The following is a 25370-nucleotide window of genomic DNA, read 5'->3' as shown; positions in this document are numbered from 1 at the left end:
GAAGTGCAGAGAATAACATCGTCGTTGCAGGCCGAAGCGCTATCCGTCAGCAAAGACAGGGGCACCCCTTGCGGGATCGAATCGGGGCCGCGGTCATGGCGGCGCTCGCCGTCACCATGATCGGGGCGTGCACTCCGCGGCCGCCGTCCCGGCTGTCCAGCACCGCGTCGGTGACCGTCAACGGAAGCGAAACGAAGTTCAACGTCGTCAAGTGCGGCCAACTGCAATGGACCCGGACGATCGACATCGGCGGTGATTTCGCCGGAGCCAGAATCGTCGTCGACGAGCAAGGGGACGCCGTCAGCGCCGAGTCCGTGCACATCCGGAACGTGAACGGCTTCACCGGCATGTACTCGCGGGGCGGCGACGGCGGCGCGGACACGAGGTTGAGCGGCGACCGGTTCACCATCACCGGCTCCGCGCACGGTTACAAAGCCGACAAGCCCAACCAACCCGACACCGCCACCTTCAAAATCGTCGCCACCTGCTGACCGGTTCCCCGAGACTGCCGGGGCCCCGTTGCGGTTCGGCGCCACGAGAGAATAGTATTCTCATAATTTGCGAAGGAGGATTTCATGGGCCAGTTGTCGCATCGGGAGGACGTCCCGTTCCCGCTCTTTGACGCGGACAATCACCTTTACGAGCCGCCGGAGGCGCTCACCAAGTACCTGCCCAAGGAGTACAAGGACTACGTCCAGTACGTGCAGATCAACGGGCGCACCAAGATCGCGCTCCGCGGGGTGATCAGTAACTACATTCCCAACCCGACCTTCGAGGTCGTCGCCCGGCCGGGCGCCTGGGAGGAGTACTTCAAGTACGGCAACCCCGAGGGCAAGAGCAAGCGGGAGCTGTTCGGCGAGCCGATGCGCGCGATCCCGGCGTTCTTCGAGCCCGGCCCGCGCCTGGAGAAGATGAACGAGCTCGGCCTGGACCGCACCCTGATGTTCCCGACACTGGCCAGCCTGATCGAGGAGCGGTTGCGCGACGACCCGGTCGCCATCCACGTGCTGATCCACGCGCTGAACCAGTGGCTCGACGAGGTCTGGGGCTTCAACTACCAGAACCGCATCTTCACCACCCCGGTGATCACCCTGCCGATCGTCGAGAAGGCGATCGAGGAGCTGGAGTGGGTGGTCAAGCGCGGCGCGCGGTGCATCCTGATCCGCCCGGCGCCGGTCCCCGGATTCCGCGGTCCCCGGTCGTTCGCGCTGCCCGAGTTCGACCCGTTCTGGGAGCGGGTCGTCGAGTACGACCTGCTGGTCGGCATGCACTCGTCCGACAGCGGCTACTCCCGGTACACCTCCGAGTGGGACGGTGCCGACCAGGAGATGCTGCCGTTCCAGACCAACGCGATGGGCATCCTCAACGAGTGGCGGCCGATTCAGGATGCGGTGGGCTCCTGGGTGATCCACGGCGCGCTCTACCGCCATCCCAAGCTGAAGGTCGCGATCGTCGAGGCCGGATCGAAGTGGATGACCCCCCTGCTGGACGGCCTGGCCGAGGTCTACCGGAAGGCGCCGGAAGCCTTCCCGAGCGACCCCGTCGAGACCGTCAAGAACCGGATCTACGTCAGCCCGTTCTTCGAGGACGGCATCGACGACCTGATCAGCCTCGTCGGTGTGGACCAGGTGCTGTACGGCTCGGACTGGCCGCACCCGGAGGGGCTGGCCGAGCCGACCTTCTACATCAACGCGCTGTCGCACCTGCCTGTCGACGACCAGGCGAAGATCATGGGTGGGAACCTCGGCCGACTCGTCACGGTGTGACGTCGGCCAAGAACGAGTGGCAGACCATCCCCGAGATGGTCTTGAGCGCGGCGGACCGCTTCGGCGACGCGGAAGCGATCGTGGACGGTCCGCTGCGCCTCACCTTCTCCGAAGTGGTCGAGCGGATCCGCTGCGCCGCAGGTGCATTCGCCGGCCTCGGCGTGGACAAGGGTGACCGGATCGCGATCTGGGCGCCCAACTCGGCGGAGTGGATCATCGCGGCGTTCGGGGTGCTCGCCGCGGGCGGCGTGCTGGTTCCGGTCAATACGCGGTTCAAGACCGACGAAGCGGCCGACATCATCGTCCGCAGCAAGGCGAAGGCGGTCTTGGCCCAGAAGGGTTTCCTGGGACAGGACTACACCGCCCCCGCCGGTGTGCCGGTCATCGATGTGAAGTCGGACTTCCTGTCCGGCGGCTCACCGTTCGAGCGCGCGGTGAGCGGCACCGACATCGCCGACGTCATCTTCACCTCGGGCACCACCGGGCGCCCCAAGGGGGCGATGATGAACCATCGCCAGACGCTGCGGATGTACGAGGAGTGGGCGACGCTCGCGGATCTGCGCGAGGGCGACCGCTACCTGCAGATCAACCCGTACTTTCACACCTTCGGGTTGAAGGCGGGGCTGGTCACGTCGTTCCTCCGCGGCGCGACGATGCTGCCGGTCGCAGTTTTCGACGTCGACACGGTGGTGAATCTCATTGCACGCGAACGCGTCACGATGCTGCCCGGCCCGCCGACGCTGTATCACTCCCTGCTGACGGTCGCCGACAAAGCCAAGCTTGCGACGTTGCGGGCGGGCGTGACCGGCGCCGCCGACATCCCCGTCGAACTGGTCCGCCGCATCCACGGCGAATTGCCCTTCCAGACGCTGATGACCGGATACGGGCTGACCGAGGCGGGCAACGTCACCCTGTCCCGGCACGGCGATTCATTCGAGGACGTGGCTACCACCGCGGGCCTGCCCTGCGAGGGGGTCGAGGTGCGCATCGCCGGGGACGGCGAGGTGCTGGTCCGCGGGTACGGCGTCATGCAGGGGTACCTCGACGATCCGGAGGGCACCGCCGCGGCGATCGATGCCGACGGTTGGCTGCACACCGGCGATCTGGGCCGGCTCGATGCCGCGGGCCGGTTGTGCATCGACGGACGCAAGAAGGACATGTTCATCGTCGGCGGGTTCAACGCCTACCCGGCGGAGATCGAGGGCTACCTGCTCGAGCATCCGGCGGTGGCACAGGCCGCCGTCATTGGTGTCCCCGATGACCGCCTCGGCCAGGTGGGCAAGGCCTTCGTGGTGGCGAAAACACCGGTGGCCGAGGATGACCTGCTGATATGGTGCCGGGAGCGGATGGCTGGTTTCAAGGCGCCGAGATCCATCCAGTTTCTCGACGCGCTGCCGCTCAATGCCACCGGGAAAGTGATGAAGGATCAACTCCGTTGAGTGACGGCGACATTCATTCGATGGTGATCGCGTCGGACTACCGCGTTCCGGATCCCAGCCGGGTATGGCCGTTGCTCGAGCGCAGGAAGGCGGCGCTGGCCGACATCGGCGCCCACCACGTGCTGGTCTACACCTCGACGCATGACTACGGCCGCGTGCTGGTGATGATCGGCGTCCACAGCCGCGAGCCGATCGTCGAGCTGCTGCGGTCGCGGGTCTTCTTCGACTGGTTCGACGCGGCCGGCGTGGACGACATACCCGCCGTCTTCGCCGGCGAGATCGTCGACCGATTCGTCCCGGCACCCACCGCGACCCCGGAGGCGCCGGGCGTGGTCGTCGCCACCATCGCCTCGGTCCACGACGTGTCGGCCCTGACCGCCGAAGTCGCCTCGGCCACCGACAGATTCGTCGCGGCCGGCATCCGCAAGACCTGGATCTTCCAGGCGTTCGACGATGAGCACGAGGTGCTGATCATGTCGGAGTTGCCCGACGAGGAGAGCGCGCGGCGATGGATCGAGCATCCCGACGCCGCGGCCGAATGGATGTCCGGCGCGGGGGTGGGGCCCTACCCGCCGGTCTTCGTCGGCCGATTCACCAACATGATGCGCATCGAGGCGGACTGAGCGGCCACCGGGAATGTTCGTGTGCCTGTGCAACGGCGTCACCAGCCAAACGGTGACCGAGGCGGTCGAGGCCGGGGCGTGCACGACCAAGGACGTCGCACAGGCCTGCGGGGCGGGTGCCGACTGCGGCCGCTGCCGGCGAACCGTCCAGGCGATACTGCGGTCGTCGGGCCCGAACGGCGCACCCACACGATCCTGACGCGGTGGCCCTAGCGGCGAACGCTGCCGTCCGGCGACATCGGCTGGACGAGTTCGACCAGCAGCGGGGGGATTTCGAGCCGCGGCAAGACCACCTCGACGAGCACCATGCGGTCGGAGTGCTGCGCGGCGGCAGTCAAGGCGTCATCGAGTTCCCCGTAGGTCCGCACCCGGAAGGCCAGGTGGTCGGCGACCCCGAGCGCGCCGGGGATCTCCGTCCACCTCCAATTCACGATGTCGTTGTAGGGCGCCGTCTCGCCGTGGATCGCCCGCTCGACGGTGTAGCCGTCGTTGTTCACCACCACGATGACCGGGGACAGCCCTTCCCGCGAGAAGTTGCCCAGCTCTTGCACCGTCAGTTGCGCGGCGCCGTCACCGATCAGCAACACGGTCCGGCGGTCCGGGTGTGCCACCCCCGCCCCCAGCGCCGCGGGCAGCGTGTAACCGATTGAGCCCCAAAGTGGTTGGCCGATGAAGGTGACGCCCTGCGGCAGCCGGTGGTCGGCCATGCCGTAGAAGGAGGTGCCCTGGTCGGCGAGCACGACGTTGCCCGGGGTGAGGGCTGTGCACAGGCGGTCCCACAGCATTTCCTGCGTCAGCGGTTGATCGCGCGGCGGGGGAGGCGGCAGGGCTTCGGCGGGCGGCGAGGCCACCGCCGGCGACGAGACCGGACGCCGGGTCAGGATGGTGGCCAGCGCCTCCAGCGCGGCGCCCATCTCCAGCGGCGCGAAGACCTCGCCGGCCACGCTGCTTTGGTACTGCCCGACGTCGATGGTCCGCGCCGGGTCGATCCGCTGGCTGAAGAAGCCGCTCACCATGTCGGTGAACACCACGCCGGCGGTCACCAGGACCGGCGCCTGTTCGATGGCGGCGCGCACCGCCGGGGCGCTGGCCGAGCCCGCGTAGATGCCCAGGTAGTGGGGCGAGCTTTCGTCGAGCAGGCTCTTCCCCCACATCAGCGTCGCGTAGGGCACCACGTCGGCCGTCAGCAGCGCCTCGAGCTCCTTGACCACCTGCAGCCGGTGCACCAGCAAGTCGGCCAGCACGGTCAGCTGGTGGTCGCCGATGAGCGCCGAGGCGGCCTCGACGAACAGCGACAGCGCGCGCGGGCTGGTGCCGCCGGTGTAGCGGGGTAGTGGGTCACCGGGCGGTTCGGTGGGGAAGCGGGCGACGTCGGTGGACAGCAGGATGTAGCCGGGCCGCTTCTGTTCGCGCACCTCGGACAGCACCCGGTCGATCTCGCGGCGGGCGGTCGCGGGCATGAGGTTGGCCTGCGCGCAGGTGATCTCGCGGCTGATCCGGAAGAAGTGCTCGAAGTCCCCGTCGCCGAGCGAGTGGTGCAGCGCGCGCCGCGTGCCCTGCGCGTCTTTGGAGGGCCCGCCGACGATGTGCACGACGGGCACCTGTTCGGCGTAGCTGCCCGCGATGGCGTTGGCCGCCGACAGCTCGCCGACGCCGAAAGTGGTTACCACGGCCGACATTCCGCGCAGCCGGCCGTAGCCGTCGGCGGCGTAGCCGGCGTTGAGCTCGTTGGAGCTGCCCACCCACCGGATGCTGGGGTGAGCGACGATGTGGTCCAGGAATTCCAGGTTGTAGTCACCCGGGACGCCGAAGATCTCGGTCACACCGAGTTCGGCGAGGCGGTCCAACAGGTAGTCACCGACGGTGTAGACGGGCTGGCTGGCGGCGTCAGTCACAAGCACGACGGTACCCGGACCAATCCGTACCGGCCGCCACGCCGCTTCAGTATCGTGCGGGCCATGGCACTCAAAGAATCCCGCGACATCGTCATCGAAGCCGGCCCGGAGGAGATTCTGGACGTGATCGCCGATTTCGAGGCGATGCCCGAATGGTCCGAACCCCATCAAAGTGCGGAAGTCCTCTCGAGGGGGGCCGACGGGCGGCCCGAACAGGTGAAGATGAAGGTGAAGGTCGCCGGGATCACCGATGAACAGGTGGTGGCCTACACCTGGGCGGCGGATTCGGTCAGCTGGAAGCTGGTCAGCTCCTCGCAGCAGAAGGCGCAGGACGGGAAGTACACCCTGATACCGCAGGGCGAGGCGACGCTGGTCAAGTTCGAGCTGCTCGCGGACCCCAACGTGCCACTGCCCGGGTTCGTCCTGAAACGCGCCGTGAAGGGCACGATCGATTCGGCGACCAAGGCGCTGCGCGAGCGGGTGCTCAAGGTCAAGAAGGGCAACTGATCGCGTGGGCGACGGCGGGCCGCTGGCCGGGGTGAGGGTGATCGAGCTCGGCGGGATCGGACCGGGGCCGCACGCGGGGATGATGCTCGCCGACCTGGGCGCCGATGTGGTGCGGGTGCGCCGGCCCGGCGTGGCGATCGCGAGCGCGGCGAAGCCGGGCGCGGCGGATCGCCACCATAGGGGCGGCTTGGTGATGCCGCCTGAGGATCGCGATCTGCTGCATCGCGGGAAGCGGATCGTCGACCTGGACGTCAAGGCGCAGCCGCGGGCGCTGCTGGATCTGGCCGCCAAAGCCGACGTGCTGCTGGACTGTTTCCGGCCCGGCACCTGCGAACGGCTCGGTATCGGTCCCGACGAGTGCGCGGCGGTCAATCCGCGCCTGATCTTCGCGCGGATCACCGGTTGGGGGCAGGACGGGCCGCTGGCCCAGACGGCGGGCCACGACATCAATTACCTGTCCCGCACCGGCGCGCTGTCCGCGCTGGGCTACGCCGACCGGCCCCCGATGCCGCCGCTGAACCTGGTCGCCGACTTCGGTGGCGGGTCGATGCTGGTGCTGCTCGGCATCGCCGTCGCGCTGTACGAACGGGAACGTTCGGGCAGAGGTCAGGTCATCGACGCGGCGATGGTGGACGGCGTCAGCCTGCTCGCCCAGATGATGTGGACCATGAAGTCCACCGGGGCGCTGCGCGACCGGCGGGAGTCGTTCCTGCTCGACGGGGGCGCCCCGTTCTACCGCTGCTATGAAACCGCCGACGGCAAGTATGTGGCCGTCGGCGCCATCGAGCCGCAATTCTTCGCGGCGTTGCTGGCCGGGCTGGGCCTGTCCCCCGACGAGGTGCCCGCCCAGCTCGACACCGGGTCCTACCGGCGGATGTACGACGTCTTCGCGCAACGGTTCGCCGGCCGGACCCGCGACGAATGGATGGCCGTTTTCGCCGGCACCGATGCGTGCGTCACCCCGGTGCTGACGTGGAACGAAGCGGCCGCCGACGAGCACTTGAGGGCGCGGGCCACGATCGTCACCGCGCACGGCGTCGACCAGGCGGCACCGGGCCCGCGCTTCTCGCGCACCCCGGCCGCACCGGTCGGGCGGCCACCGGCAGCCACCACGCCCCTTGCCGAAATCGATTGGTAGCCAGCGTTTTACGCCGAACCGATCCGCGGGTGGACCGGCGTTGCTAGGTTGAACTCAGTGGCCGTAAAAGCATCACGGGAGTTTGTCGTCGACGCGCCGCCAGATGTGGTGATGGAGGCGCTGACAGATGTCGGCGTCCTGTCGTCGTGGTCACCACTGCACAAACACATCGAGGTGATCGACCGCTATCCCGACGGTCGGCCGCACCATGTCGCCACCACCATCAAGATTCTGGGGTTGGTCGACAAAGAGATCCTGGAATATCACTGGGGCCCCGATTGGGTCGTCTACGACGCCAAAGGGACTTCCCAGCAGCACGGTCAGCACGTCGAGTACAACCTCAAGCCCGAGGGCCTCGACAAGACGCGGGTGCGCTTCGATGTCACGGTCGAACCCGGCCGGCCCATGCCCGCGTTCATCGTCCGGCGGGCCAGCGAAAGCGTTCTCGACTCGTCGGTCAAGGGACTGTGCGAATTGGTCAAGCGCTTCCAAGGCTCATCCGATGCCGAATAGTCCGCCTTTTTCTCCTTCGTCAGCGCCCGGGCGATTGCTAACTTATTAGCAGTGGCCGTTCAAGCGTCGTCGGAAATCGTCATCGACGCGCCTCCGGAAGTGATCATGGAGGCGCTGGCCGACATGGACGCCGTGCCGTCGTGGTCGTCGGTGCACAAGCGGGTCGAGGTCGTCGACAAGCACCCCGACGGCCGGCCGTACCACGTCAAGGTCACCATCTCGGTGACGGGCATCCACGACACCGAACTGCTCGAATACCACTGGGGGCCGGACTGGATGGTGTGGGACGCGCAGAAGACCGCCCAGCAACGCGGCCAGCACGGCGAGTACACCCTCACCCGGGAGGGCTACGACAAGACCAGGGTGCGGTTCGCCATCACGGTCGAACCGTTTGCCCCGCTGCCCGAGTTCTGGGTCAACCGGGCCCGCAAGAAGATCCTGCACGCCGCGCTCGAGGGACTGCGCAACCGCGTGATGGAGATCTTCGGCCCGCTCGGGTGAGCCTTCCGGTCACCGCAGGACTCCCAGCCGCCTGATCGCCTCGTCGAGGGTGTCCTCGCGCTTGCAGAAGGTGAAGCGCACCAAGTGGTTCCACACCTCGGCCTGCGCGGAGGCGTGCGGGGCGCCCGGGTCGCAAAAGGGTGACAGCGGAATGGCCGCCACGCCCGCCCTTTCCGGTAGGGCGGCGCAGAACGCGGTGCTGTCGTCGTAGCCGAGTGGGCGCGGGTCGGCGCACAAGAAATACGTGCCGGCGCTGTCATGCACCTCGAAGCCGATCTCGGAGAGCCCGGCGGCCAGCCGGTCGCGGCGGTCTCGCAACGAGCGGCGCAGCCCGGCCACCCACGCGTCCTCGGTGTCGAGCGCGAGAGCCACCGCCGGCTGGAACGGGGCGCCGCCGACATAGCTCAGATACTGCTTTGCCGCCCGCACACCGGCGATGAGTTCCGCTGGGCCGCAAGCCCATCCGATCTTCCATCCGGTGCAGTTGAACATCTTGGCCGCGCTGGAGATGGTGACCGTCCGTTCGGCCATGCCGTCGAAGCCGGCCAGCGGCAGGTGCCGGTGGTCGTCGAAGACGAGGTGCTCGTACACCTCGTCGGTGATCACCAAGAGGTCGGCGGCGACCGCGACCTCGGCGATGGCGGTCAGCTCGGCTTCGCTGAGCACCGTGCCGGTCGGGTTGTGCGGCGAATTGACGATCAGCGCGCGGGTGCGTGGCGTCAGGGCCCGGCGCAGGGCGTCGGCGTCCAGGGCGAAGCCGCGGCCATGCGGGACCAGGGGGACGGCCACCCTATGCGCGCCCGCCATCGCCACCACCGGCGAGTAGGAGTCGTAGAACGGCTCGATGAGCAGCACCTCCGAGCCGGGTTCGACCAGGCCCAGCACCGCGGACGCGATGGCCTCGGTCGCCCCGACCGTCACCAGCACCTCGGTGTCGGGGTCGTAGGTGATGCCGAAGTGCCGCTGCCGCTGGGCGGCGATGGCGTGCCGCAGCTGCGCGACGCCGATGCCCGGCGGGTATTGGTTGTTCCCCTCGGCGATGGCATCTTGGGCAGCCTTCAACATGGCAGCGGGCCCGTCCTCGTCGGGGAACCCCTGACCGAGGTTGACCGCACCGACCCGCGCGGCCAGCGCCGACATCTCGGCGAACACCGTGGTCGCGTAGGGACGCAGTCGCGACACCGTCATGCTGGTCGAGCTTAGGGGCCGCGCAGGCTCGACGGCGTGGCCGGGCGCCCCCGCTGCGCTCCGAGGTTGAGGCTGACCAGCGGCGATCGGCCCAACCAACAGGTTGGCCGGGCACTTTGTTAGGGTGCGGTATCTGGACCTACCTTTAATACGGATCCGATACCCACTCGCGAAGAGGAACTCGACATGTCCGAAGAAGCCTTCATTTACGAGGCCATCCGCACGCCCCGAGGCAAGCAACGCAATGGCTCGCTGAACGAGGTGAAGCCGCTGAACCTGGTCGTCGGGCTGGTCGACGAGCTGCGCAGGCGCAACCCCGACCTGGACGTGAACCTGATCAGCGACATGATCCTGGGGTGCGTCTCGCCGGTCGGTGACCAGGGCGGCGACATCGCCCGCACCGCGGTGCTGGCCGCCGGCCTGCCCGAGACCACGGGCGGCGTGCAGCTCAACCGGTTCTGCGCCTCCGGCCTGGAGGCCGTCAACACCGCCGCCCAGAAGGTCCGCTCCGGCTGGGACGACCTGGTGCTCGCGGGCGGTGTGGAGTCGATGAGCCGCGTCCCGATGGGCTCCGACGGCGGCGCCTGGGCGCTGGACCCCGAGACCAACTACCAGATCGGCTTCGTGCCGCAGGGCATCGGCGCCGACCTGATCGCGACCATCGAGGGCTTCTCCCGCGAGGACGTCGACGCCTACGCGCTGCGCAGCCAGCAGAAGGCCGCCGAGGCCTGGTCGGGCGGCTACTTCGCCAAGTCGGTGGTGCCGGTGCGCGACCAGAACGGTCTGGTCATCCTGGACCACGATGAGCACATGCGGCCCGACACCACCATGGAGGGGCTGGCCAAGCTGAAGACCGCGTTCGACGGCATCGGCGAGATGGGCGGCTTCGACGACGTGGCGCTGCAGAAGTATCACTTTGTGGAGAAGATCAACCACGTGCACACCGGCGGTAACAGCTCGGGCATCGTGGACGGGGCCGCGCTGGTGCTGGTCGGGTCCGAGAGTGCCGGCACGTCGCAGGGCCTGACCCCGCGCGCCCGCATCGTGGCGACGGCGACCAGTGGCGCGGACCCGGTCATCATGCTGACCGGCCCGACCCCGGCCACCCGCAAGGTGCTCGACCGTGCGGGGCTGACCGTCGACGACATCGACCTGTTCGAGCTGAACGAGGCGTTCGCTTCGGTGGTGCTGAAGTTCCAGAAGGATCTCAACATTCCCGACGAGAAGCTGAACGTCAACGGTGGCGCCATCGCGATGGGCCACCCGCTGGGCGCCACCGGCGCCATGATCACCGGCACCATGGTCGACGAGCTCGAGCGCCGCAACGCGCGTCGCGCGCTGATCACGCTGTGCATCGGCGGCGGCATGGGTGTCGCCACCATCATCGAGAGGGTTTAAGACCATGGCTGAGAACACCATTGCGTGGGACAAGGATGCCGACGGCATCGTCACGCTGACGCTCGACGACCCCACCGGGTCGGCGAACGTGATGAACGAGCACTACAAGGAATCGATGCACAAGGCCGTCGAACGCCTTGTGGCGGAGAAGGATTCGGTCACCGGCGTGGTGATCACCAGTGCGAAGAAGACATTCTTCGCCGGCGGAGACCTCAAGAGCATGATCACCGCCGGCCCGGAGAACGCCGGGGAAGTCTTCACCGAGGTCGAGGAGATCAAGCGCGACCTGCGCGCCCTGGAGACCCTGGGCAAGCCGGTGGTCGCGGCCATCAACGGCGCCGCGCTCGGCGGCGGCCTGGAGATCGCGCTGGCCTGTCATCACCGCATCGCCGCCGACGTCAAGGGCCTCGTCGTGGGGCTGCCCGAGGTGACGCTGGGCCTGCTGCCCGGCGGTGGCGGGGTGACCCGCACCGTGCGGATGTTCGGCATCCAGAACGCGTTCATGAACATCCTGTCGCAGGGCACCCGGTTCAAGCCGGACAAGGCCAAGGAGATGGGGCTGGTCGACGAGCTGGTCGGCTCCGTCGAGGAACTGGTGCCCGCCGCCAAGGCGTGGATCAAGGCCAACCCCAACTCGCACACCCAGCCGTGGGACGCCAAGGGCTACAAGATGCCCGGCGGCACCCCGTCCAGCCCGGCGCTGGCCGGCATCCTGCCGTCGTTCCCCGCGCTGCTGCGCAAGCAGCTCAAGGGCGCACCGATGCCGGCACCGCGGGCCATCCTGGATGCGGCCGTCGAGGGTGCGCAGGTGGACTTCGACACCGCCAGCCGCATCGAGAGCCGCTACTTCACGCAGCTGGTCACCGGCCAGGTCGCCAAGAACATGATCCAGGCGTTCTTCTTCGACCTGCAGCACATCAACGGCGGCGGTTCGCGTCCCGACGGCATCGAGCCGGTCAAGATCAACAAGATCGGTGTGCTGGGCGCGGGCATGATGGGCGCGGGTATCGCCTACGTGTCGGCCAAGGCCGGCTTCGACGTGGTGCTCAAGGACGTCAGCATCGAGGCCGCCGAGAAGGGCAAGGGTTACTCGGAAAAGCTTGAGGCCAAGGCGCTTCAGCGGGGCAAGACCACCGAGGAGAAGAGCAAGGCGCTGCTGGACCGCATCACGCCGACGGCCGACCCCGCCGACTTCAAGGGCGTCGACTTCGTGATCGAGGCGGTGTTCGAGAACCAGGAACTCAAGCACAAGGTGTTCGGCGAGATCGAGGACGTCGTCGAGCCGAACGCGCTGCTGGGGTCCAACACCTCGACGCTGCCGATCACCGGCCTGGCGACCGGGGTGAAGCGCCAAGAGGACTTCATCGGGATCCACTTCTTCTCACCGGTGGACAAGATGCCGCTGGTCGAAATCATCAAGGGCGAGAAGACCTCTGACGAGGCGCTGGCCCGGGTGTTCGACTACACGCTGGCCATCGGCAAGACCCCGATCGTGGTCAACGACAGCCGCGGCTTCTTCACCAGCCGCGTCATCGGCACCTTCGTCAACGAGGCGCTGGCGATGCTGGGTGAGGGCGTCGAACCCGCCAGCATCGAGCACGCCGGTTCGCAGGCGGGCTACCCGGCCCCGCCGCTGCAGCTGTCCGACGAGCTCAACCTCGAGCTGATGCACAAGATCGCGGCCGCGACCCGCAAGGGCGTCGAGGACGCGGGCGGCACCTACGAGCCGCACCCGGCCGAGGCGGTCGTGGAGAAGATGATCGAGATCGGCCGCCCGTCGCGGTTGAAGGGCGCCGGCTTCTACGAGTATGCCGACGGCAAACGGACCCGGCTCTGGCCGGGCCTGCGGGAGACGTTCAACTCCGGTAGCGCGGATATTCCGTTGCAGGACATGATCGATCGCATGCTGTTCGCCGAGGCGCTCGAGACGCAGAAGTGCCTCGACGAGGGCGTGTTGACGTCGACGGCCGACGCCAACATCGGCTCGATCATGGGCATCGGCTTCCCGCCGTACACCGGTGGTAGCGCGCAGTTCATCGTGGGCTACTCCGGCCCGGGCGGTACGGGCAAGGAAGCCTTCGTGGCGCGGGCGCGTGAGCTGGCCGCCAAGTACGGCGACCGCTTCCTGCCGCCGGATTCGCTGACGTAGGGCAGGCGCGGCGAGCAGACGCAGAATCGCATGGGAACGGTTCCCGCAGTGCGATTTTGCGTCTGCTCGCGGATTAGGTGCGGCGCTGGAAGAGGTAGTACCGCGCCGGGGTCTGCTCGCGCGCAGTTCCCCGACCCAGCCGCGCTTCATCGAGGTCCCCCTCGTCGCCGGCGGACAACAGCGTCCATGCGGCTGAAAATCGTGATTCCATCTCGGCGGGCTCGACACCCGGCACGCCGAACCGCCCGCCGGGACGGAACGCGACGATGAACAGCCGTGCGTCGGGCGCGGCCACCGCGCTGACCTCCCGGACGTACGCCGCGCGATCTGCGTCGCTCATGTTGTGCAGGCAGCCGTTGTCGACGATCAGGTGGAAGCCCGTGCCGATCCCCGTCTGACTCAGCCGCGTGACGTCGGCCCCGACGAAGTTGACCGGCAGATCGGCGGCCTTGGCCCGGGCCTTGTCGAGCGCCTTCGGGACGAAGTCGACGCCGGTGACTTTCCATCCGTGCTGTGCGAGGTAGATCGACGAGTCCCCGGTGCCGCATCCGAGATCGAGGGCCGACCCGATGGGCAGTGGGGGCGTGTCATCGGTGCCCTCGACCAGGTCTCGCAGGTTTTGCGCGATCGGATGACCGTCCCACGGGGTGAAGCCGATGCGGTAGAAGATCCGGAACAGCGTGTGCTTGGAGGCCATGCCCCAACGGTATGCCTAAACCCGTTACAGGGCCGCGGCGATCCGGCGCCATTGTTCGCGCGGGAAGGCCCTCGGATCGTCGAGCAGCACCTGAACGCAGACGTGGTCGGCGCCGGCCGCGCGGTGCACGGCGACCCTGCGCAGGATCGCCTCCTCGTCGCCCCAGGCGATGATGGCGTCGAACAGCCGGTCGCTCACCTGGGCCAGGTCGTCGTCGGAGAACCCGCTGCGCAGCAGGTTGTTCGCGTAGTTGGGCAACGCCAGATACGCGCGCAGCCAATCGGTTCCGATGCGCCGCGCCTCGTCGGCGCTGTCGGTCAGGATCACCGTCTGCTCGGGCAGCAGCAGCGGGCCGTCGCCCAACGCCGCACGGGCGGACGCGGTGTGGTCGGGGGTGACCAGGTAGGGGTGCGCCCCGCGGGCCCGGGTCGCGGCAAGGGCCAGCATCTTGGGGCCGAGCGCGGCGAGGACCCGGCTCCCGGCGGGTACGGGCTGTGGGGCGGCGTCCAGCCCGTCCAGGAACGCCGCCGTCGCCGCCAGTGGTTTGCGGTATCGCCCGGGTTGGCCGGCGTCGATCAGCGGCGCGTGGCTCACGCCGATGCCCAGCAGGAAGCGGTCGCCGTGCCGGGCGGTCAGCGCCGCATAGGACTCGGCGACGTCGCCGGGCGCGTGCATCCAGAGGTTGAGGATCCCGGTGGCGATCACGGTCCGCTTGGTCGCGGCGAGCAGGTTGCCGACCGCGTCGAACACCGGCCCGCCGACGTCGGGTATCCACAGCGCCGGAAAGCCTAGTTCGTCCAATTCCGCTGCCGCGTCGGCGGATTCGGCCGGGTCGCCGTAGCGCAGTTGACTGCTCCAGATTCCGACGCCGGTCAGTTCCATGGGCGGATGTTCCTTTCGTCGGCGTGGAGGCCGGTCGCGCCGTAGTCGGGCACCGGCATCGAGTCGTGCATGCGCACGCCCTTGGTGTTGAGTCTGGCCAGCGCCCGGGAAAGCGAGCCCGGCATCAGTGAGACTAGCTGGGCGCCACGGGTCAACGCCCACACCCCGAGTCGCGAACCGGGGATGACGCCCTTGGCGGCGCCGCGCGCGAAGGCCCGGCTGCGGTGCACCGGTTCGCGCATCTGCAGTTCGTAGCCGGCGAACGCGCGCAGGTGGTCGCCGTCGGCCCGGGCGAGCTCGCCGGCCAGCACGTAGGCGCCGAGCACCGCCAGGCTGGTGCTGCCGCCCACCGCGGGGCCGGGGCAGTATCCCGCGTCGCCGACGAGGGTGACCCGCCGGCGCGACCATCGGTCCAGCCGGAGTTGGCTGATGGAATCGAAGTAGAACGCCGGTGTGCGGTCGAGTTCGCCGAGCCAACCGTCCACCTGCTCGTGCATGTTCCCGAACGCCGCACGCAGAAGCTCCTTCTGCCGCAACGTATTCCGATGGTGGTAGGCGAGCTCCCGACCGGAACGGAACAGGAAGACGGCGCGCGCGTCGTCCAGGTGCTCGGCGGTGTAGACGGCCGCGACGCGGCCGACGCCGACATGACAGGTGATCTCGCCGGGGCTGGCCAGCCCCTTGGGTGCCGACACCACCGCCAGATAGCCTCCGAGGAATCGCGTGAGGTTGGCTTCGTCGCCGAAGGTCAGCTGCCGGACGTTGGAGTGCAGCCCGTCGGCGCCGACGACGACGTCGAACCGGCGGGCGGGGGCGTGCTCGAACGTCACCTCGCCGTCGTGATCGATCGCGGTGATCGAGTCGCCGAACAGGTACTCGACGTCGTCGCGGCCGGCGGCGTAGTAGATCTCGCTGAGGTCGTCGCGCATGATCTCCACGTGCCGGTCCGAGGTGGCGGCGTAGACCTTGGTGAGGTCGATGTCGAAGGGCCGCGCCCGGCCCTCCCGATGCATGGTCATGCGGTTCGTTCCGGTGGCGAGCGCTTCGATCTGGGGCAGGACGCCCATGCTCGCCGATATCTGCATCGCGGGACGGAACAGGTCGACGGCGTGGCCGCCGGTCTTGCGCAGGGCGGGCGCGCGCTCGACGACCGTGACGTCGAAGCCATGACGGGTCAACCAGTACGCGAGCACCGGTCCGGCGATGCTCGCGCCCGAGACGAGAATCCGCATGCCGACCTCCCCGTGCCTCACCGAATTCCGTAAGCCTAATCAGCAGCACCGGGGCCGCGGCGGCGCTGACCGCTGAGGTCCCCGCACCGTCCGCGGCGCGTTGGTCCTGGGGCTAGAGTCCGTTGTCATGCGCTTCGGTCTCTTCATCCCGCAAGGCTGGCGAATGGATCTGGTCGACATCGAACCGGAGCGGCACTGGGCGGTGATGCGCGACCTGGCCTGCTACGCCGACAACGGCGCGTGGGATTCGCTGTGGGTCTACGACCATTTCCACACCGTTCCGGTGCCGACCGGCGAAGCCACCCACGAGGCGTGGTCGCTGATGGCCGCCTATGCGGCGGTCACCTCGCGGATCAAACTCGGCCAGATGTGCACCGCGATGAGCTACCGCAATCCGGTGTACCTGGCCAAGGTTGCGGCGACGGCCGACATCATCTCCGGCGGCCGGATCCAGATGGGCATCGGCGGCGGCTGGTACGAACACGAATGGCGCGCTTACGGTTACGGCTTCCCCTCGGCCGGCGTGCGGCTGGGCCGCCTGGACGAGGGCGTACAGATCATGCGGGACGCCTGGCGTGACGGCAAGGTCAGCTTCGGTGGCAGGCATTACCAGGTCGACGGCGCCATCGTCGCCCCCAAGCCCTTGCAGGACAACGGAATCCCGCTGTGGATCGCCGGCGGCGGTGAGAAGGTCACCCTGCGCATCGCCGCGCAGTACGCGCAGTACACCAACTTCACGCCGGAACCCGAGGCGTTCGCCCACAAGTCGGAAGTGCTTGCGCGGCACTGCCAGGAGCTGGGCACCGACTTCGATGCGATCGTGCGGTCGGCCAACTTCAACGCCGTCGTCGGAACCTCGGACGCCGACGTCAAGGACCGGCTGCGGCGCGTCCGCGACCGCCTGGTCCGCTACGTGCCCGAGGCGGCCGCCGACGCGATGCTCGCCGCCGGCAGTGGACCCGACTCGGCGACGGGCACGCCGGAACAGGTGATCGAGCGGATCGCCAAGCTCCGCGACCTCGGCTGCGAGTACGCCATCTGCTACTTCCCGGAGGCCGCGTACGACCGCTCGGGCATCGAGCTGTTCGAGCGCGAGGTCATCCCCGCCCTCAGCTAGCCGTCAGATGTCGGAGGTGGTGTACCTCTTCTTGACGGGCGGCTCGGCCAGCAGCGGCGGCAACTCGGTGAGCCGGCCTTCGCCGGCGCGAAACGCGCGGTAGGCCTCGTCGTGCTCGACCGTGTCCCACAGCTCGTAGATCAGCCAGTGGGCTTGGTCGTCCTCGTCGACGAGCACATCGGTGCCCAGGTTGCCGGCGAACGCGCGGGTGTCTTTCAGCGCCCGGCCCATGACCTCGCGCGCCTGGGGCACCGCGTCGGGCCTGAACTTCAGCTCGAGTATCACCGTGACGGGCATTGATCGTCTCCTTACGTCGCCGCGACCCTCGGCCAAGATAGCCCAGCCCCGCGCTCCCGCACGCCATGAGAATGCGGTTTCCACTTTTCGGAAAGCTGTTATACGGTTCAGTGAGCAACATTCTGTTGGCGGCCCCGCTGGAGGATCCCGATGCAAAAAGCACTCGCCCCCGAGATCTCGACCTGGCCCGATGAGAGCCCACAGCTGATCGGCAGTCGGTGTGGCAGCTGCGGCGCCACCACCTTCCCGGTGCAGCAGTGGTGCCCGCGTTGCAGCGCCGGCCAGATGAGCGACGTGTTGCTGCCACGCCGGGGAACGCTCGTCGCGTGGACCACCCAGGGCTTCCCGCCCGGGGCCCCCTACGCCGGCCCCACCGGCAAGGACTTCGTCCCGTTCGGGGTGGGGCTGGTACAGCTCGACGACGTGATCCGCGTCGAGGGGCGGTTGACCGAGAACGACCCGGCCAAGCTGCAATTCGGGCAGGAGGTCGAGCTCACCATGGTGCCGCTCACCACCGACGACGAGGGCACCGAAATCATGACGTTCGCGTTCCGGCCGGTCTAGTGGCGATCGCGAGCGCGGCCTCGGCCGGGCGAAGCGGGCCGCGACCATCTACCCCGTAGGAGACTGAGATGACCAACGACGTCGCCATCATCGGCGTGGGCCTGCACCCCTTCGGCCGGTTCGACAAGACCGCAATGCAGATGGGTGCCGAGGCGGTCCAGTCCGCCCTGAAGGACGCCGGCGTGGCGTGGAAGGACATCCAGTTCGGCTTCGGCGGCAGCCACGAGGTGTCCAATCCCGACGCGGTGACCCGCCTGGTCGGGCTGACCGGCATCACGTTCACCAACGTGTTCAACGCGTGCGCCACCGCGGCGAGTGCGATTCAGCAGACCGCCGACACGATCCGGCTGGGCAAGTACGACATCGGCATCGCCATCGGCCTGGACAAGCACCCCCGCGGCGCGTTCACCGACGACCCCGCCAAGCTGGCGCTGCCGCAGTGGTACGCCCAGAACGGGCAGTTCGTCACCACCAAGTTCTTCGGCATGAAGGCCAACAAGTACATTCACGACCACAACATCTCCCAGGCCACGCTGGCCAAGGTCGCGGCCAAGAACTTCCGCAACGGCGCGCTGAATCCGAACGCCTTCCGCCGCAAGCCGATTTCCGAGGACGAGATCCTCAACTCCACCGTGCTCAACTACCCGCTGACGCAGTACATGTTCTGTGCGCCCGACGAGGGCGCCGCCGCGGTGATCATGTGCCGCGCCGACCTGGCACATAAGTTCACCGACAAGCCGGTGTACGTGCGCGCCTGCGAGATTCGTACCCGGAGGTTCGGTGCCTACGAGGTGCACGCCACGTCGGCCCCGCTGGACGAGGACGCCTCGCCGACGGTGTACGCGGCGCGGGCGGCCTACGAGGCCGCCGGCATCGGGCCCGAGGACGTCGACGTCGCCCAACTGCAGGACACCGATGCGGGCGCGGAGGTGATCCACATGGCCGAGACCGGTCTGTGCGCCGACGGTGAGCAGGAGAAGCTGGTGGCCGACGGTGCCACCGAGATCCACGGCTCGATGCCGGTCAACACCGACGGCGGGTTGATCGCCAACGGCGAGCCGATCGGCGCGTCCGGGCTGCGGCAGATGCACGAACTGGTGCGCCAGTTGCGCGGTGAGGCCGGCGAGCGCCAGGTGCCCGGCAATCCGCGCGTCGGGCTGGCCCAGGTATACGGGGCCCCGGGCACCGCCTCGGCGACCATCCTGTCGCTCTAGTGAGTGGCGCGAGCAGACGCGGAATCGCACTGGCGCAGGGCGATCCATGCGATTCTGCGTCTGCTCGCCGAGGCTAAATCGCCGGGCCCAGAAGGTCGTCCGCGTCGCGGATGATGTAGCCGTAGCCCTGCTCGGCGAGGAAGCGTTGCCGGTGCGCGGCGTACTCGGCGTCCAGGCTGTCGCGGGCCACCACGGAGTAGAAGATGGCCCCACCGCCGTCCGCCTTCGGCCGCAGCAACCGCCCGAGCCGCTGAGCCTCCTCCTGGCGCGAGCCGAAGGTCCCCGAAACCTGCACGGCCACAGAGGCTTCCGGTAAGTCGATGGAGAAGTTGGCGACCTTGGACACCACCAGCGTGGACACCTCGCCGCGGCGGAACGCGTCGAACAATTCCTCGCGTTCCTTGGTCCGGGTCGATCCCTGGATCACCGGCGCGTCCAGCTCGGCGCCCAGCTCGTCGAGCTGGTCGAGGTAAGCGCCGATCACCAGCGTCTGCTCGCCGGGGTGCTTGTCCAGAATCGACTTCACGACGGCGATCTTGGATCGCGCCGTCGAGCAAAGCTTGTAGCGCTCTTCGGGTTCCGCGGTGGCGTACATCATCCGCTCGTTGTCGGTCATGGTGACCCGCACCTCGACACACTCGGCCGGCGCGATCCAGCCCTGGGCCTCGATGTCCTTCCACGGCGCGTCGTAGCGCTTCGGGCCGATGAGGGAGAACACGTCGCCCTCGCGGCCGTCCTCGCGGACCAGCGTGGCGGTGAGGCCCAGGCGCCGCTTGGATTGCAGGTCGGCGGTCATCCGGAACACCGGCGCCGGCAGCAGGTGGACCTCGTCGTAGATGATCAGACCCCAGTCGCGGCTGTCGAAGAGCTCCAGGTGCCGGTACTCGCCCTTCGTGCGGCGGGTGATCATCTGGTACGTCGAGATCGTGACGGGCCGAATCTCCTTGCGCTCACCCGAATATTCGCCGACCTCGTCCTCGGTCAGGGATGTGCGCGCGACCAGTTCGCGCTTCCATTGCCGCGCCGCGACGACGTTGGTGACCAGGATCAGCGTCGTCGCGCTGGCCCTCGCCATCGCGGCCGCGCCCACCAGCGTCTTGCCTGCCCCGCACGGAAGCACCACCACCCCCGACCCGCCGGACCAGAACGAGTCCGTGGCCATCTGCTGGTAGTCGCGCAGGTGCCAGCCGTCCTGCGCCAGGCTGATCGGGTGGGCCTCGCCGTCGACGTAGCCCGCCAGGTCCTCGGCGGGCCAACCGATCTTGAGCAGCATCTGCTTGACCCGGCCGCGCTCGCTGGGGTGCACGACGACGGTGTCCTCGTCGATCCGCGCGCCGAGCATGGGGGCGATCTTCTTGTTGCGCAGCACCTCCTCGAGCACCGCGCGGTCCAGGCTCAGCAGGGTCAGGCCGTGCGCCGGGTGTTTGACCAGCTGCAGGCGCCCGTAGCGGGCCATGGTGTCGACGATGTCGACGAGCAGCGGCTGGGGCACCGCGTAGCGCGAGAAGCTGACCAGCGCGTCGACCACCTGCTCGGCGTCGTGGCCCGCGGCGCGGGCGTTCCACAGCGCCAACGGGGTGATGCGGTAGGTGTGCACGTGCTCGGGCGCGCGCTCCAGCTCGGCGAACGGCGCGATGGCGGCACGCGCGGCGCCGGCCAGCTCGTGGTCGACCTCGAGCAGCACCGTCTTGTCGGACTGCACAATCAACGGGCCGTCAGTCACGGGCGCCGCTCCTCCTCATCGCTTCGCTCTGCATCGTCGCCGGCGCGAGTCACGAACGCCGATCCTCCTCATGTCTCGCCGCACCAACCATCCATTATCGGCTGTTGGCCGACACCACCGACGTGATGCGGTGGATGGCGAAGTCGCGCAGCCGCCCCGACGCCGAGTCGAAGGCGGTCAGCTGGCCGCCCCGGACGGTGATCGGCGACACCACGCGCTGGGTGGCCACACCGGCGGCGTCTAGATAACCGATCACCAGCGTGTCTTGTTCCCTGGCCGCGCGCTGCAACAGCGACATGGTGACCGCCGGGTCGACGCGAATGCTGCCGAACGGCGCGGCCGTCACCTTCCGCAGCACCGCCACCACCGCGTTCAGACTCTCGTTGTTGGGGCGCGGCATCGGGCGGTAGGGCCGCCGCTGCTGGGGCGTGGGCACCCGGGCCCCCTGCGGCCGGACGTCGACGATGGCGCCGGTGGAGTCCTCGGCCGCGGGGGCGAAGCCCGCGGCCCGCAATGCGAGCAGCACCTCGGCGATCGGCGCCGGAGACACCGCGACGGTCGGCGCCAGGGCGCGCAGTTGCACCCCCTCGGTCGCGGGGGCGGCGACGGCCTGGGCCAGCAGCGCCGGGTCCTCGCACCGTACGAACGAGGCCGCCATCCCGATCCGCAGCTGGCCGTGCCGGCGTGCGACGTCGTCGATCAGATAGGTAAGCCCTTGGGGGACAGGGGTTTTAGAATGTTTGGCGAACAGGGTATGCATCCAGTCGCGGGTCTTCCCGACGTCGAGGGCATGCCGGATCGTCTGCTCGCTGATGCGGTACACCATCGCGGTGCCGGCCGATTCGACGGTGGCCACCGCGGCCAGTTGCTCGGCCAGGTCGCGCTGCAGTGGGCCCGGCACGACGACGGTCAGGTCGGCCTGGATCAGGAAGTAATCGATCGGTTGCGGCAGGGCCCGCGCCATGGCGTCGACCGCGGCGGCGGGGCCTTCGTTCAGCAGGGCCCGGGCGGGGGTGCTGAGCGCCCCCCGTCCCACCAGGCCCAACGCCTGGCTCTCGGCCAGCAGGTCACCCACGGGCCCCGGCTGCAGCCGCTTGGCCCAGCGCGGCCGCCGCCAGATGAGGGCGGCCGACGCCTCGGCCGTGTTGACACCGGCGCCCGGCGGCAAGTGCGCCAGCGTGTCCAGCAACAGCCGGCGATCCAGTGGCGCGGCGGTCGAGTACAGCGCATCGGTAAGGGCGCCATAGGGTTTGGCGTCGGGACCGCGGGTGCCGATCAAGGCCGGGCGGCTCGGCAGGTCGAGCCAGCTGCTGGCCAGCAGCTGCCAGCGTTCGGCGGCGGGCAGCGCGGTGAACCGGTCGGTGGCCACGGTCGGCGCCCAGTACGGGGCCTCGCCGGTGGCCGGTTCCGGGTCCGGCATCCCGCTCGCGATCAGGCCGGCCGCGGCCGCCACCTCCAGAATGAGCCCCAACCGCGACTCGTCGATGCCGGTCGTCTTGCCGAGCCGTTTGACATCGCGGACTCCCAGTCCGCCGCTGCGCAGCTCGGAAACCGGTGCGGCGGCGAGCGCGGCGATGAGGACGTCGAGTTCACGCAACAGGTCGATGGTGGCCCCGGCCGCCGCCGCGTCGACGTCGGCGGTGGTGGTGGTCGACACCACCGGGTCGGGTGCCGTCAGCCGCATGGGGCCGGGCTGCTCGCCGCGCAGCACCTGCCCGACGTGGCGGGGCAGGATCACCGTTTCGGCGTCGATGCGTCGCAACAGGCCCATCGCCAGCAGCTGGGGCACCGGCCGGTCCGCCGGGGCGCCCGGCGCGGCGTCACGGGTGCGGCCCATCGGGGAGCCCTCGAGGAGCTTTTCCAGCACTTCGCGCTGCGCCTGGCTCAGCCCGTCGATGAGACGGGCGATCTCCTCGCCGGTGCGGGAGGCGTCCTCGAGGGTGACCTGGCCCGGGTGCCACGGCAGGGCCGTGCCGGCGTCGGGAGCGACGCGCAGCGCCGCATCCCCCCAGACCAGGGCGCGCTCCCGGAGATCGTCCAGCGCCTGCGCCACGTCGGACTCGGGAGCGCGCTCGCCGATCAGGGCCAGCAGTTTCGCCGTGGGCACCGGCGTGGCGTCGGCCTGCAGCACCAACAGCGCGTCGAGCACCGCCAGGCGCAGGAAGTCGAGCTCGTCGGTGGCGGCCTTCACCGACTGGCGGGCCTGCGCGCGGGCGGCCAGCGCGGCGATGCTGCCGGGCGGCGGCTGGGCGAGGTCCGGCCGCAGCTCTAGCAGGCGGATCAGCCGCTCGTCGGGCAAGTCGGCCAGCCACGACCCCAGCGGGATATCCGGGGTGTTGTCGGTCATTGCTGACCAGCGTAAAGCAGTCGGTCGGTGCTGAGCAGGCAGCGAAGGCCGGCAGCTCGTCGGCCGAACTGACGGTCTTGCACGACGCGTGCAACAGCGACCTGTCAGAATGGACGGCGTGGCTGACACTGCTGAGGGCAAAGCCCGCAAAACCAGGTATGTCGACAACGGGTGGCCGACGACGGACCCCGACGACCACGCGGTGAGCGAACTCGTGACCGACCGGACGGGTGCGTTGTCCCCCTTCGGCGAGATGGTGTTCCCGCTGCCCTCCACTGACCTGCCCTACCTGCACCCGGTCACCGTCGTTAACCGGTAGGCGCCAGCATGGCTAGGGCCTCCGAGGCCGCCAAGCCCCCGGCGAGCTGGGCGACGGGTGAATCCCCTGCTGGCTCGCTGTCACACCTGGACGACCGCGGTTCGGCGCACATGGTCGACGTCAGCGGCAAGGGCGCGACCAAGCGGACCGCCGTCGCGGCGGGCGCCGTGCGCACGTCGCAGCGCGTCGTGGAGCTGATCTCGGCAGGGGGCCTGCCCAAGGGCGACGCGCTGGCCACCGCCCGGGTGGCGGGCATCCTGGCGGCGAAGCGCACCAGCGACCTGATACCGCTCTGCCACCAGTTGGCGCTCACCGGAGTCGACGTGGAATTCACCGTGGGGCCCTCCGAGATCGAGATCACCGCGACGGTGCGCAGCACCGACCGCACGGGCGTGGAGATGGAGGCGCTGACCGCCGTCAGTGTGGCCGGCCTGACGCTCTACGACATGATCAAAGCCGTCGATCCCGCCGCGCGCCTCGATGACATTCGGGTGCTGCGCAAGGAAGGCGGCAAGACCGGAACGTGGGAGCGGTGATGGGCGCCCGATCCGCCCGCGTCATCATCGCCTCGACCCGCGCGTCGGCGGGAGTCTACGACGATCGGTGCGGGCCGTTCATCGCCGAATGGCTCGGCGAGCGCGGGTTTTCATTCACCGAGCCGGAGGTGGTTCCCGACGGCGATCCGGTGGGCGATGCCCTGCGCAAGGCGGTCCGCGACGGCGTTGACGTCATCATCACCTCCGGCGGCACGGGCATCTCGCCGAGCGACAGCACCCCCGACCAGACCGTGGCCCTGCTGGACTACATGATCCCGGGGCTGGCCGACGCCATTCGCCGGTCGGGGCTGCCCAAGGTGCCGACGTCGGTGTTGTCACGAGGAGTGTGCGGCGTGGCGGGGCGGACCCTGATCGTCAACCTGCCGGGTTCGCCCGGCGGTGTGCGCGACGGCCTGGGTGTGCTCGCCGGCGTGATCGATCACGCGCTCGACCAGCTCGCCGGTGGAGATCACCAGGGATGACGCTCGTCGTCCGCGCGGCCATGACCGATCACCCGATCTCTTTGGCCGGGCACGAAGAATTGGTCGCCCATCAGTCGGCCGGCGCCGTCGTCGGCTTCGTCGGCATGATCCGCGACCACGACGGCGGCCGACGGGTGGTGCGGCTGGAGTATTCCGCGCATCCGTCGGCCGAGCAGGTCATGGGCGAGGTGGTCGCGGAGGTCGCTGAACAGTCGAGCGGGGTGCGTGCCGTCGCGGCGAGCCACCGGATCGGCGTGCTGCGCATCGGGGAGGCGGCGCTGGTGGCGGCGGTGGCGGCCGATCACCGTCAGGCCGCGTTCGCCACCTGTGCGCTGCTGGTGGACACCATCAAGGCGCGGCTACCGGTGTGGAAGCACCAGTTCTTCGACGACGGCACCGAAGAATGGGTGGGCTCGGCGTAGCGCCGTAGCGATTTGGCATGCCGGCACGCCCCGAAGCGTCGACGTTCGAGGCGTGCCGGGCAGTCTGACGGGCGGAACTCAGGTGGCCGGGGACGGCTGCGCGATCGCGTCCAGCGCGTCGTTGCCCTGAATGTCCTGTGCCCGGATGGCCTCCCACAGCTGCTTCGTGTAGCCGACCGAGGAGACGTCCTGCGGCATGTTGGCCGGCACGAAGCCGTGGAAGTCGTTGTCCGCGACGGGCAGGTCGGCGGGAGGCGCCGGCGGCAGGTCGGCCGGAGGCGCCGGCGGCATCGCGTCGGCTGGGGGCACGTCGGCCGGTGGCGCGGGCGGCACGTCGGCCGGGGGCGCGGGCGGCAGGTCGGCCGGAGGGGCCGCCTGGTCGAAGCCGGCCAGCTGCACCGGAGCGGGCGGGGGAGGGGCG

At 69.0% G+C, this 25370-nt stretch carries 26 protein-coding genes and 1 pseudogene; 18 read left to right on the top strand and 9 right to left on the bottom strand.

What is annotated here, in order from left to right; all coding sequences use genetic code 11:
• Positions 1–68: 68 nt before the first annotated feature.
• The 5 genes from AWC03_RS19505 (at position 69) to AWC03_RS19485 (ending at position 4027) form a co-directional block, all read left to right on the top strand.
• Positions 69–491: a lipoprotein LpqH gene (locus AWC03_RS19505; protein WP_085242360.1), complete on the top strand. Its 423-nt coding sequence runs from the start codon at positions 69–71 to the stop codon at positions 489–491.
• Between the two features lie 84 nt (positions 492–575).
• Complete coding sequence (locus AWC03_RS19500) at positions 576–1766, top strand: amidohydrolase family protein (RefSeq protein WP_085242359.1); 1191 nt, start codon at positions 576–578, stop codon at positions 1764–1766.
• 35 nt (positions 1767–1801) lie between these two features.
• Positions 1802–3205, top strand: coding sequence for a FadD3 family acyl-CoA ligase (locus AWC03_RS19495; RefSeq protein ID WP_085242444.1), 1404 nt, complete (start codon positions 1802–1804; stop codon positions 3203–3205).
• Positions 3202–3828, top strand: a complete 627-nt coding sequence (locus AWC03_RS19490) for a fatty-acid--CoA ligase (protein ID WP_085242358.1) — start codon at positions 3202–3204, stop codon at positions 3826–3828. Before AWC03_RS19495 ends, AWC03_RS19490 begins: the two co-directional genes overlap by 4 nt.
• A 13-nt stretch (positions 3829–3841) precedes the next feature.
• Positions 3842–4027, top strand: coding sequence for a (2Fe-2S)-binding protein (locus AWC03_RS19485; protein ID WP_085242357.1), 186 nt, complete (start codon positions 3842–3844; stop codon positions 4025–4027).
• Between the two features lie 10 nt (positions 4028–4037).
• Here the strand turns inward: AWC03_RS19485 and AWC03_RS19480 are convergent, their stop codons facing one another.
• The gene (locus AWC03_RS19480) at positions 4038–5723 is read right to left on the bottom strand and encodes an alpha-keto acid decarboxylase family protein (protein WP_085242356.1); all 1686 of its coding nucleotides are present in this window, start codon (positions 5721–5723) and stop codon (positions 4038–4040) included.
• A gap of 63 nt (positions 5724–5786) precedes the next feature.
• On the opposite strand from AWC03_RS19480, the gene AWC03_RS19475 reads away from it, so the two are divergent.
• From AWC03_RS19475 to AWC03_RS19460, 4 genes are read left to right on the top strand one after another with little or no spacing between them, the layout of a single operon-like run.
• Positions 5787–6230 (top strand): SRPBCC family protein, encoded by a 444-nt coding sequence (locus AWC03_RS19475; RefSeq protein ID WP_067927510.1) that lies wholly within the window; start codon positions 5787–5789, stop codon positions 6228–6230.
• A 4-nt stretch (positions 6231–6234) separates the two neighbouring features.
• On the top strand, positions 6235–7368 hold the full coding sequence (locus tag AWC03_RS19470) for a CaiB/BaiF CoA transferase family protein (protein WP_085242355.1): 1134 nt from the start codon (positions 6235–6237) through the stop codon (positions 7366–7368).
• 57 nt (positions 7369–7425) lie between these two features.
• A complete protein-coding gene (locus AWC03_RS19465; RefSeq protein WP_085242354.1) occupies positions 7426–7881 on the top strand; it encodes an SRPBCC family protein in 456 nt (151 codons plus the stop codon).
• Between the two features lie 51 nt (positions 7882–7932).
• Positions 7933–8382: an SRPBCC family protein gene (locus AWC03_RS19460; protein WP_085242353.1), complete on the top strand. Its 450-nt coding sequence runs from the start codon at positions 7933–7935 to the stop codon at positions 8380–8382.
• A 9-nt stretch (positions 8383–8391) separates the two neighbouring features.
• Here the strand turns inward: AWC03_RS19460 and AWC03_RS19455 are convergent, their stop codons facing one another.
• Positions 8392–9570, bottom strand: coding sequence for a pyridoxal phosphate-dependent aminotransferase (locus AWC03_RS19455; RefSeq protein ID WP_085242352.1), 1179 nt, complete (start codon positions 9568–9570; stop codon positions 8392–8394).
• A 186-nt stretch (positions 9571–9756) separates the two neighbouring features.
• Here AWC03_RS19455 and AWC03_RS19450 point away from each other — a divergent pair, with 186 nt between their 5' ends.
• Together AWC03_RS19450 and AWC03_RS19445 are read left to right on the top strand one after the other, a co-directional pair.
• On the top strand, positions 9757–10968 hold the full coding sequence (locus AWC03_RS19450; RefSeq protein ID WP_085242351.1) for an acetyl-CoA C-acetyltransferase: 1212 nt from the start codon (positions 9757–9759) through the stop codon (positions 10966–10968).
• Positions 10969–10972: 4 nt separating this feature from the next.
• Positions 10973–13117: a 3-hydroxyacyl-CoA dehydrogenase NAD-binding domain-containing protein gene (locus AWC03_RS19445; protein ID WP_085242350.1), complete on the top strand. Its 2145-nt coding sequence runs from the start codon at positions 10973–10975 to the stop codon at positions 13115–13117.
• Positions 13118–13190: 73 nt separating this feature from the next.
• On the opposite strand, the gene AWC03_RS19440 is transcribed toward AWC03_RS19445, so the two are convergent.
• Genes AWC03_RS19440 through AWC03_RS19430 form a run of 3 tightly spaced genes read right to left on the bottom strand, consistent with a single transcriptional unit; the run spans position 13191 to position 15928 of the window.
• The gene (locus AWC03_RS19440) at positions 13191–13814 is read right to left on the bottom strand and encodes a class I SAM-dependent methyltransferase (protein WP_085242349.1); all 624 of its coding nucleotides are present in this window, start codon (positions 13812–13814) and stop codon (positions 13191–13193) included.
• Between the two features lie 24 nt (positions 13815–13838).
• Positions 13839–14696: an LLM class F420-dependent oxidoreductase gene (locus AWC03_RS19435; protein ID WP_085242348.1), complete on the bottom strand. Its 858-nt coding sequence runs from the start codon at positions 14694–14696 to the stop codon at positions 13839–13841.
• A complete protein-coding gene (locus tag AWC03_RS19430; RefSeq protein ID WP_085242347.1) occupies positions 14687–15928 on the bottom strand; it encodes an FAD-dependent monooxygenase in 1242 nt (413 codons plus the stop codon). Before AWC03_RS19430 ends, AWC03_RS19435 begins: the two co-directional genes overlap by 10 nt.
• Positions 15929–16055: 127 nt before the next feature.
• Between AWC03_RS19430 and AWC03_RS19425 the strand changes: the two genes are divergently transcribed.
• Entirely contained in the window at positions 16056–17045 is a 990-nt protein-coding gene (locus tag AWC03_RS19425) for an LLM class F420-dependent oxidoreductase (RefSeq protein ID WP_085242346.1), read from the top strand.
• A gap of 3 nt (positions 17046–17048) precedes the next feature.
• Here AWC03_RS19425 and AWC03_RS19420 read toward each other — a convergent pair whose 3' ends face one another.
• Entirely contained in the window at positions 17049–17342 is a 294-nt protein-coding gene (locus AWC03_RS19420) for a putative quinol monooxygenase (RefSeq protein ID WP_085242345.1), read from the bottom strand.
• Between the two features lie 150 nt (positions 17343–17492).
• Here AWC03_RS19420 and AWC03_RS19415 point away from each other — a divergent pair, with 150 nt between their 5' ends.
• Both AWC03_RS19415 and AWC03_RS19410 read left to right on the top strand, forming a co-directional pair.
• Positions 17493–17906 carry a Zn-ribbon domain-containing OB-fold protein gene (locus AWC03_RS19415; protein WP_085242344.1) on the top strand — a complete coding sequence of 138 codons (414 nt, stop codon included), beginning with the start codon at positions 17493–17495 and terminating at the stop codon, positions 17904–17906.
• A 68-nt stretch (positions 17907–17974) separates the two neighbouring features.
• A complete protein-coding gene (locus tag AWC03_RS19410) occupies positions 17975–19120 on the top strand; it encodes a thiolase family protein (RefSeq protein WP_085242343.1) in 1146 nt (381 codons plus the stop codon).
• 73 nt (positions 19121–19193) lie between these two features.
• Here the strand turns inward: AWC03_RS19410 and AWC03_RS19405 are convergent, their stop codons facing one another.
• Entirely contained in the window at positions 19194–20843 is a 1650-nt protein-coding gene (locus AWC03_RS19405; protein WP_085242342.1) for a DNA repair helicase XPB, read from the bottom strand.
• 94 nt (positions 20844–20937) lie between these two features.
• Positions 20938–23190 carry a helicase-associated domain-containing protein gene (locus AWC03_RS19400; protein WP_085242341.1) on the bottom strand — a complete coding sequence of 751 codons (2253 nt, stop codon included), beginning with the start codon at positions 23188–23190 and terminating at the stop codon, positions 20938–20940.
• A 118-nt stretch (positions 23191–23308) separates the two neighbouring features.
• Between AWC03_RS19400 and AWC03_RS19395 the strand changes: the two genes are divergently transcribed.
• From AWC03_RS19395 to AWC03_RS19380, 4 genes are read left to right on the top strand one after another with little or no spacing between them, the layout of a single operon-like run.
• Positions 23309–23509: a hypothetical protein gene (locus AWC03_RS19395; RefSeq protein ID WP_090421285.1), complete on the top strand. Its 201-nt coding sequence runs from the start codon at positions 23309–23311 to the stop codon at positions 23507–23509.
• Between the two features lie 8 nt (positions 23510–23517).
• Positions 23518–24045 carry a cyclic pyranopterin monophosphate synthase MoaC gene (gene moaC / locus AWC03_RS19390; protein ID WP_085242340.1) on the top strand — a complete coding sequence of 176 codons (528 nt, stop codon included), beginning with the start codon at positions 23518–23520 and terminating at the stop codon, positions 24043–24045.
• The gene (locus tag AWC03_RS19385) at positions 24045–24527 is read left to right on the top strand and encodes a MogA/MoaB family molybdenum cofactor biosynthesis protein (protein WP_085242443.1); all 483 of its coding nucleotides are present in this window, start codon (positions 24045–24047) and stop codon (positions 24525–24527) included. The genes moaC and AWC03_RS19385 overlap by 1 nt, the downstream gene beginning before the upstream one ends.
• Positions 24524–24949: a molybdenum cofactor biosynthesis protein MoaE gene (locus AWC03_RS19380; RefSeq protein ID WP_085242339.1), complete on the top strand. Its 426-nt coding sequence runs from the start codon at positions 24524–24526 to the stop codon at positions 24947–24949. The genes AWC03_RS19385 and AWC03_RS19380 overlap by 4 nt, the downstream gene beginning before the upstream one ends.
• Before the next feature lie 78 nt (positions 24950–25027).
• Here AWC03_RS19380 and AWC03_RS27940 read toward each other — a convergent pair.
• Positions 25028–25370: pseudogene (locus AWC03_RS27940) on the bottom strand (transglycosylase family protein); the annotation flags it as partial.

The sequence above is a fragment of the Mycobacterium europaeum genome, from assembly GCF_002102155.1.
Taxonomy (GTDB): Bacteria; Actinomycetota; Actinomycetes; order Mycobacteriales; family Mycobacteriaceae; genus Mycobacterium; species Mycobacterium europaeum.
The sequence above is the reverse complement of the archived record's forward strand: the minus strand, read 5'-3'. Positions and strand labels throughout refer to the sequence as shown.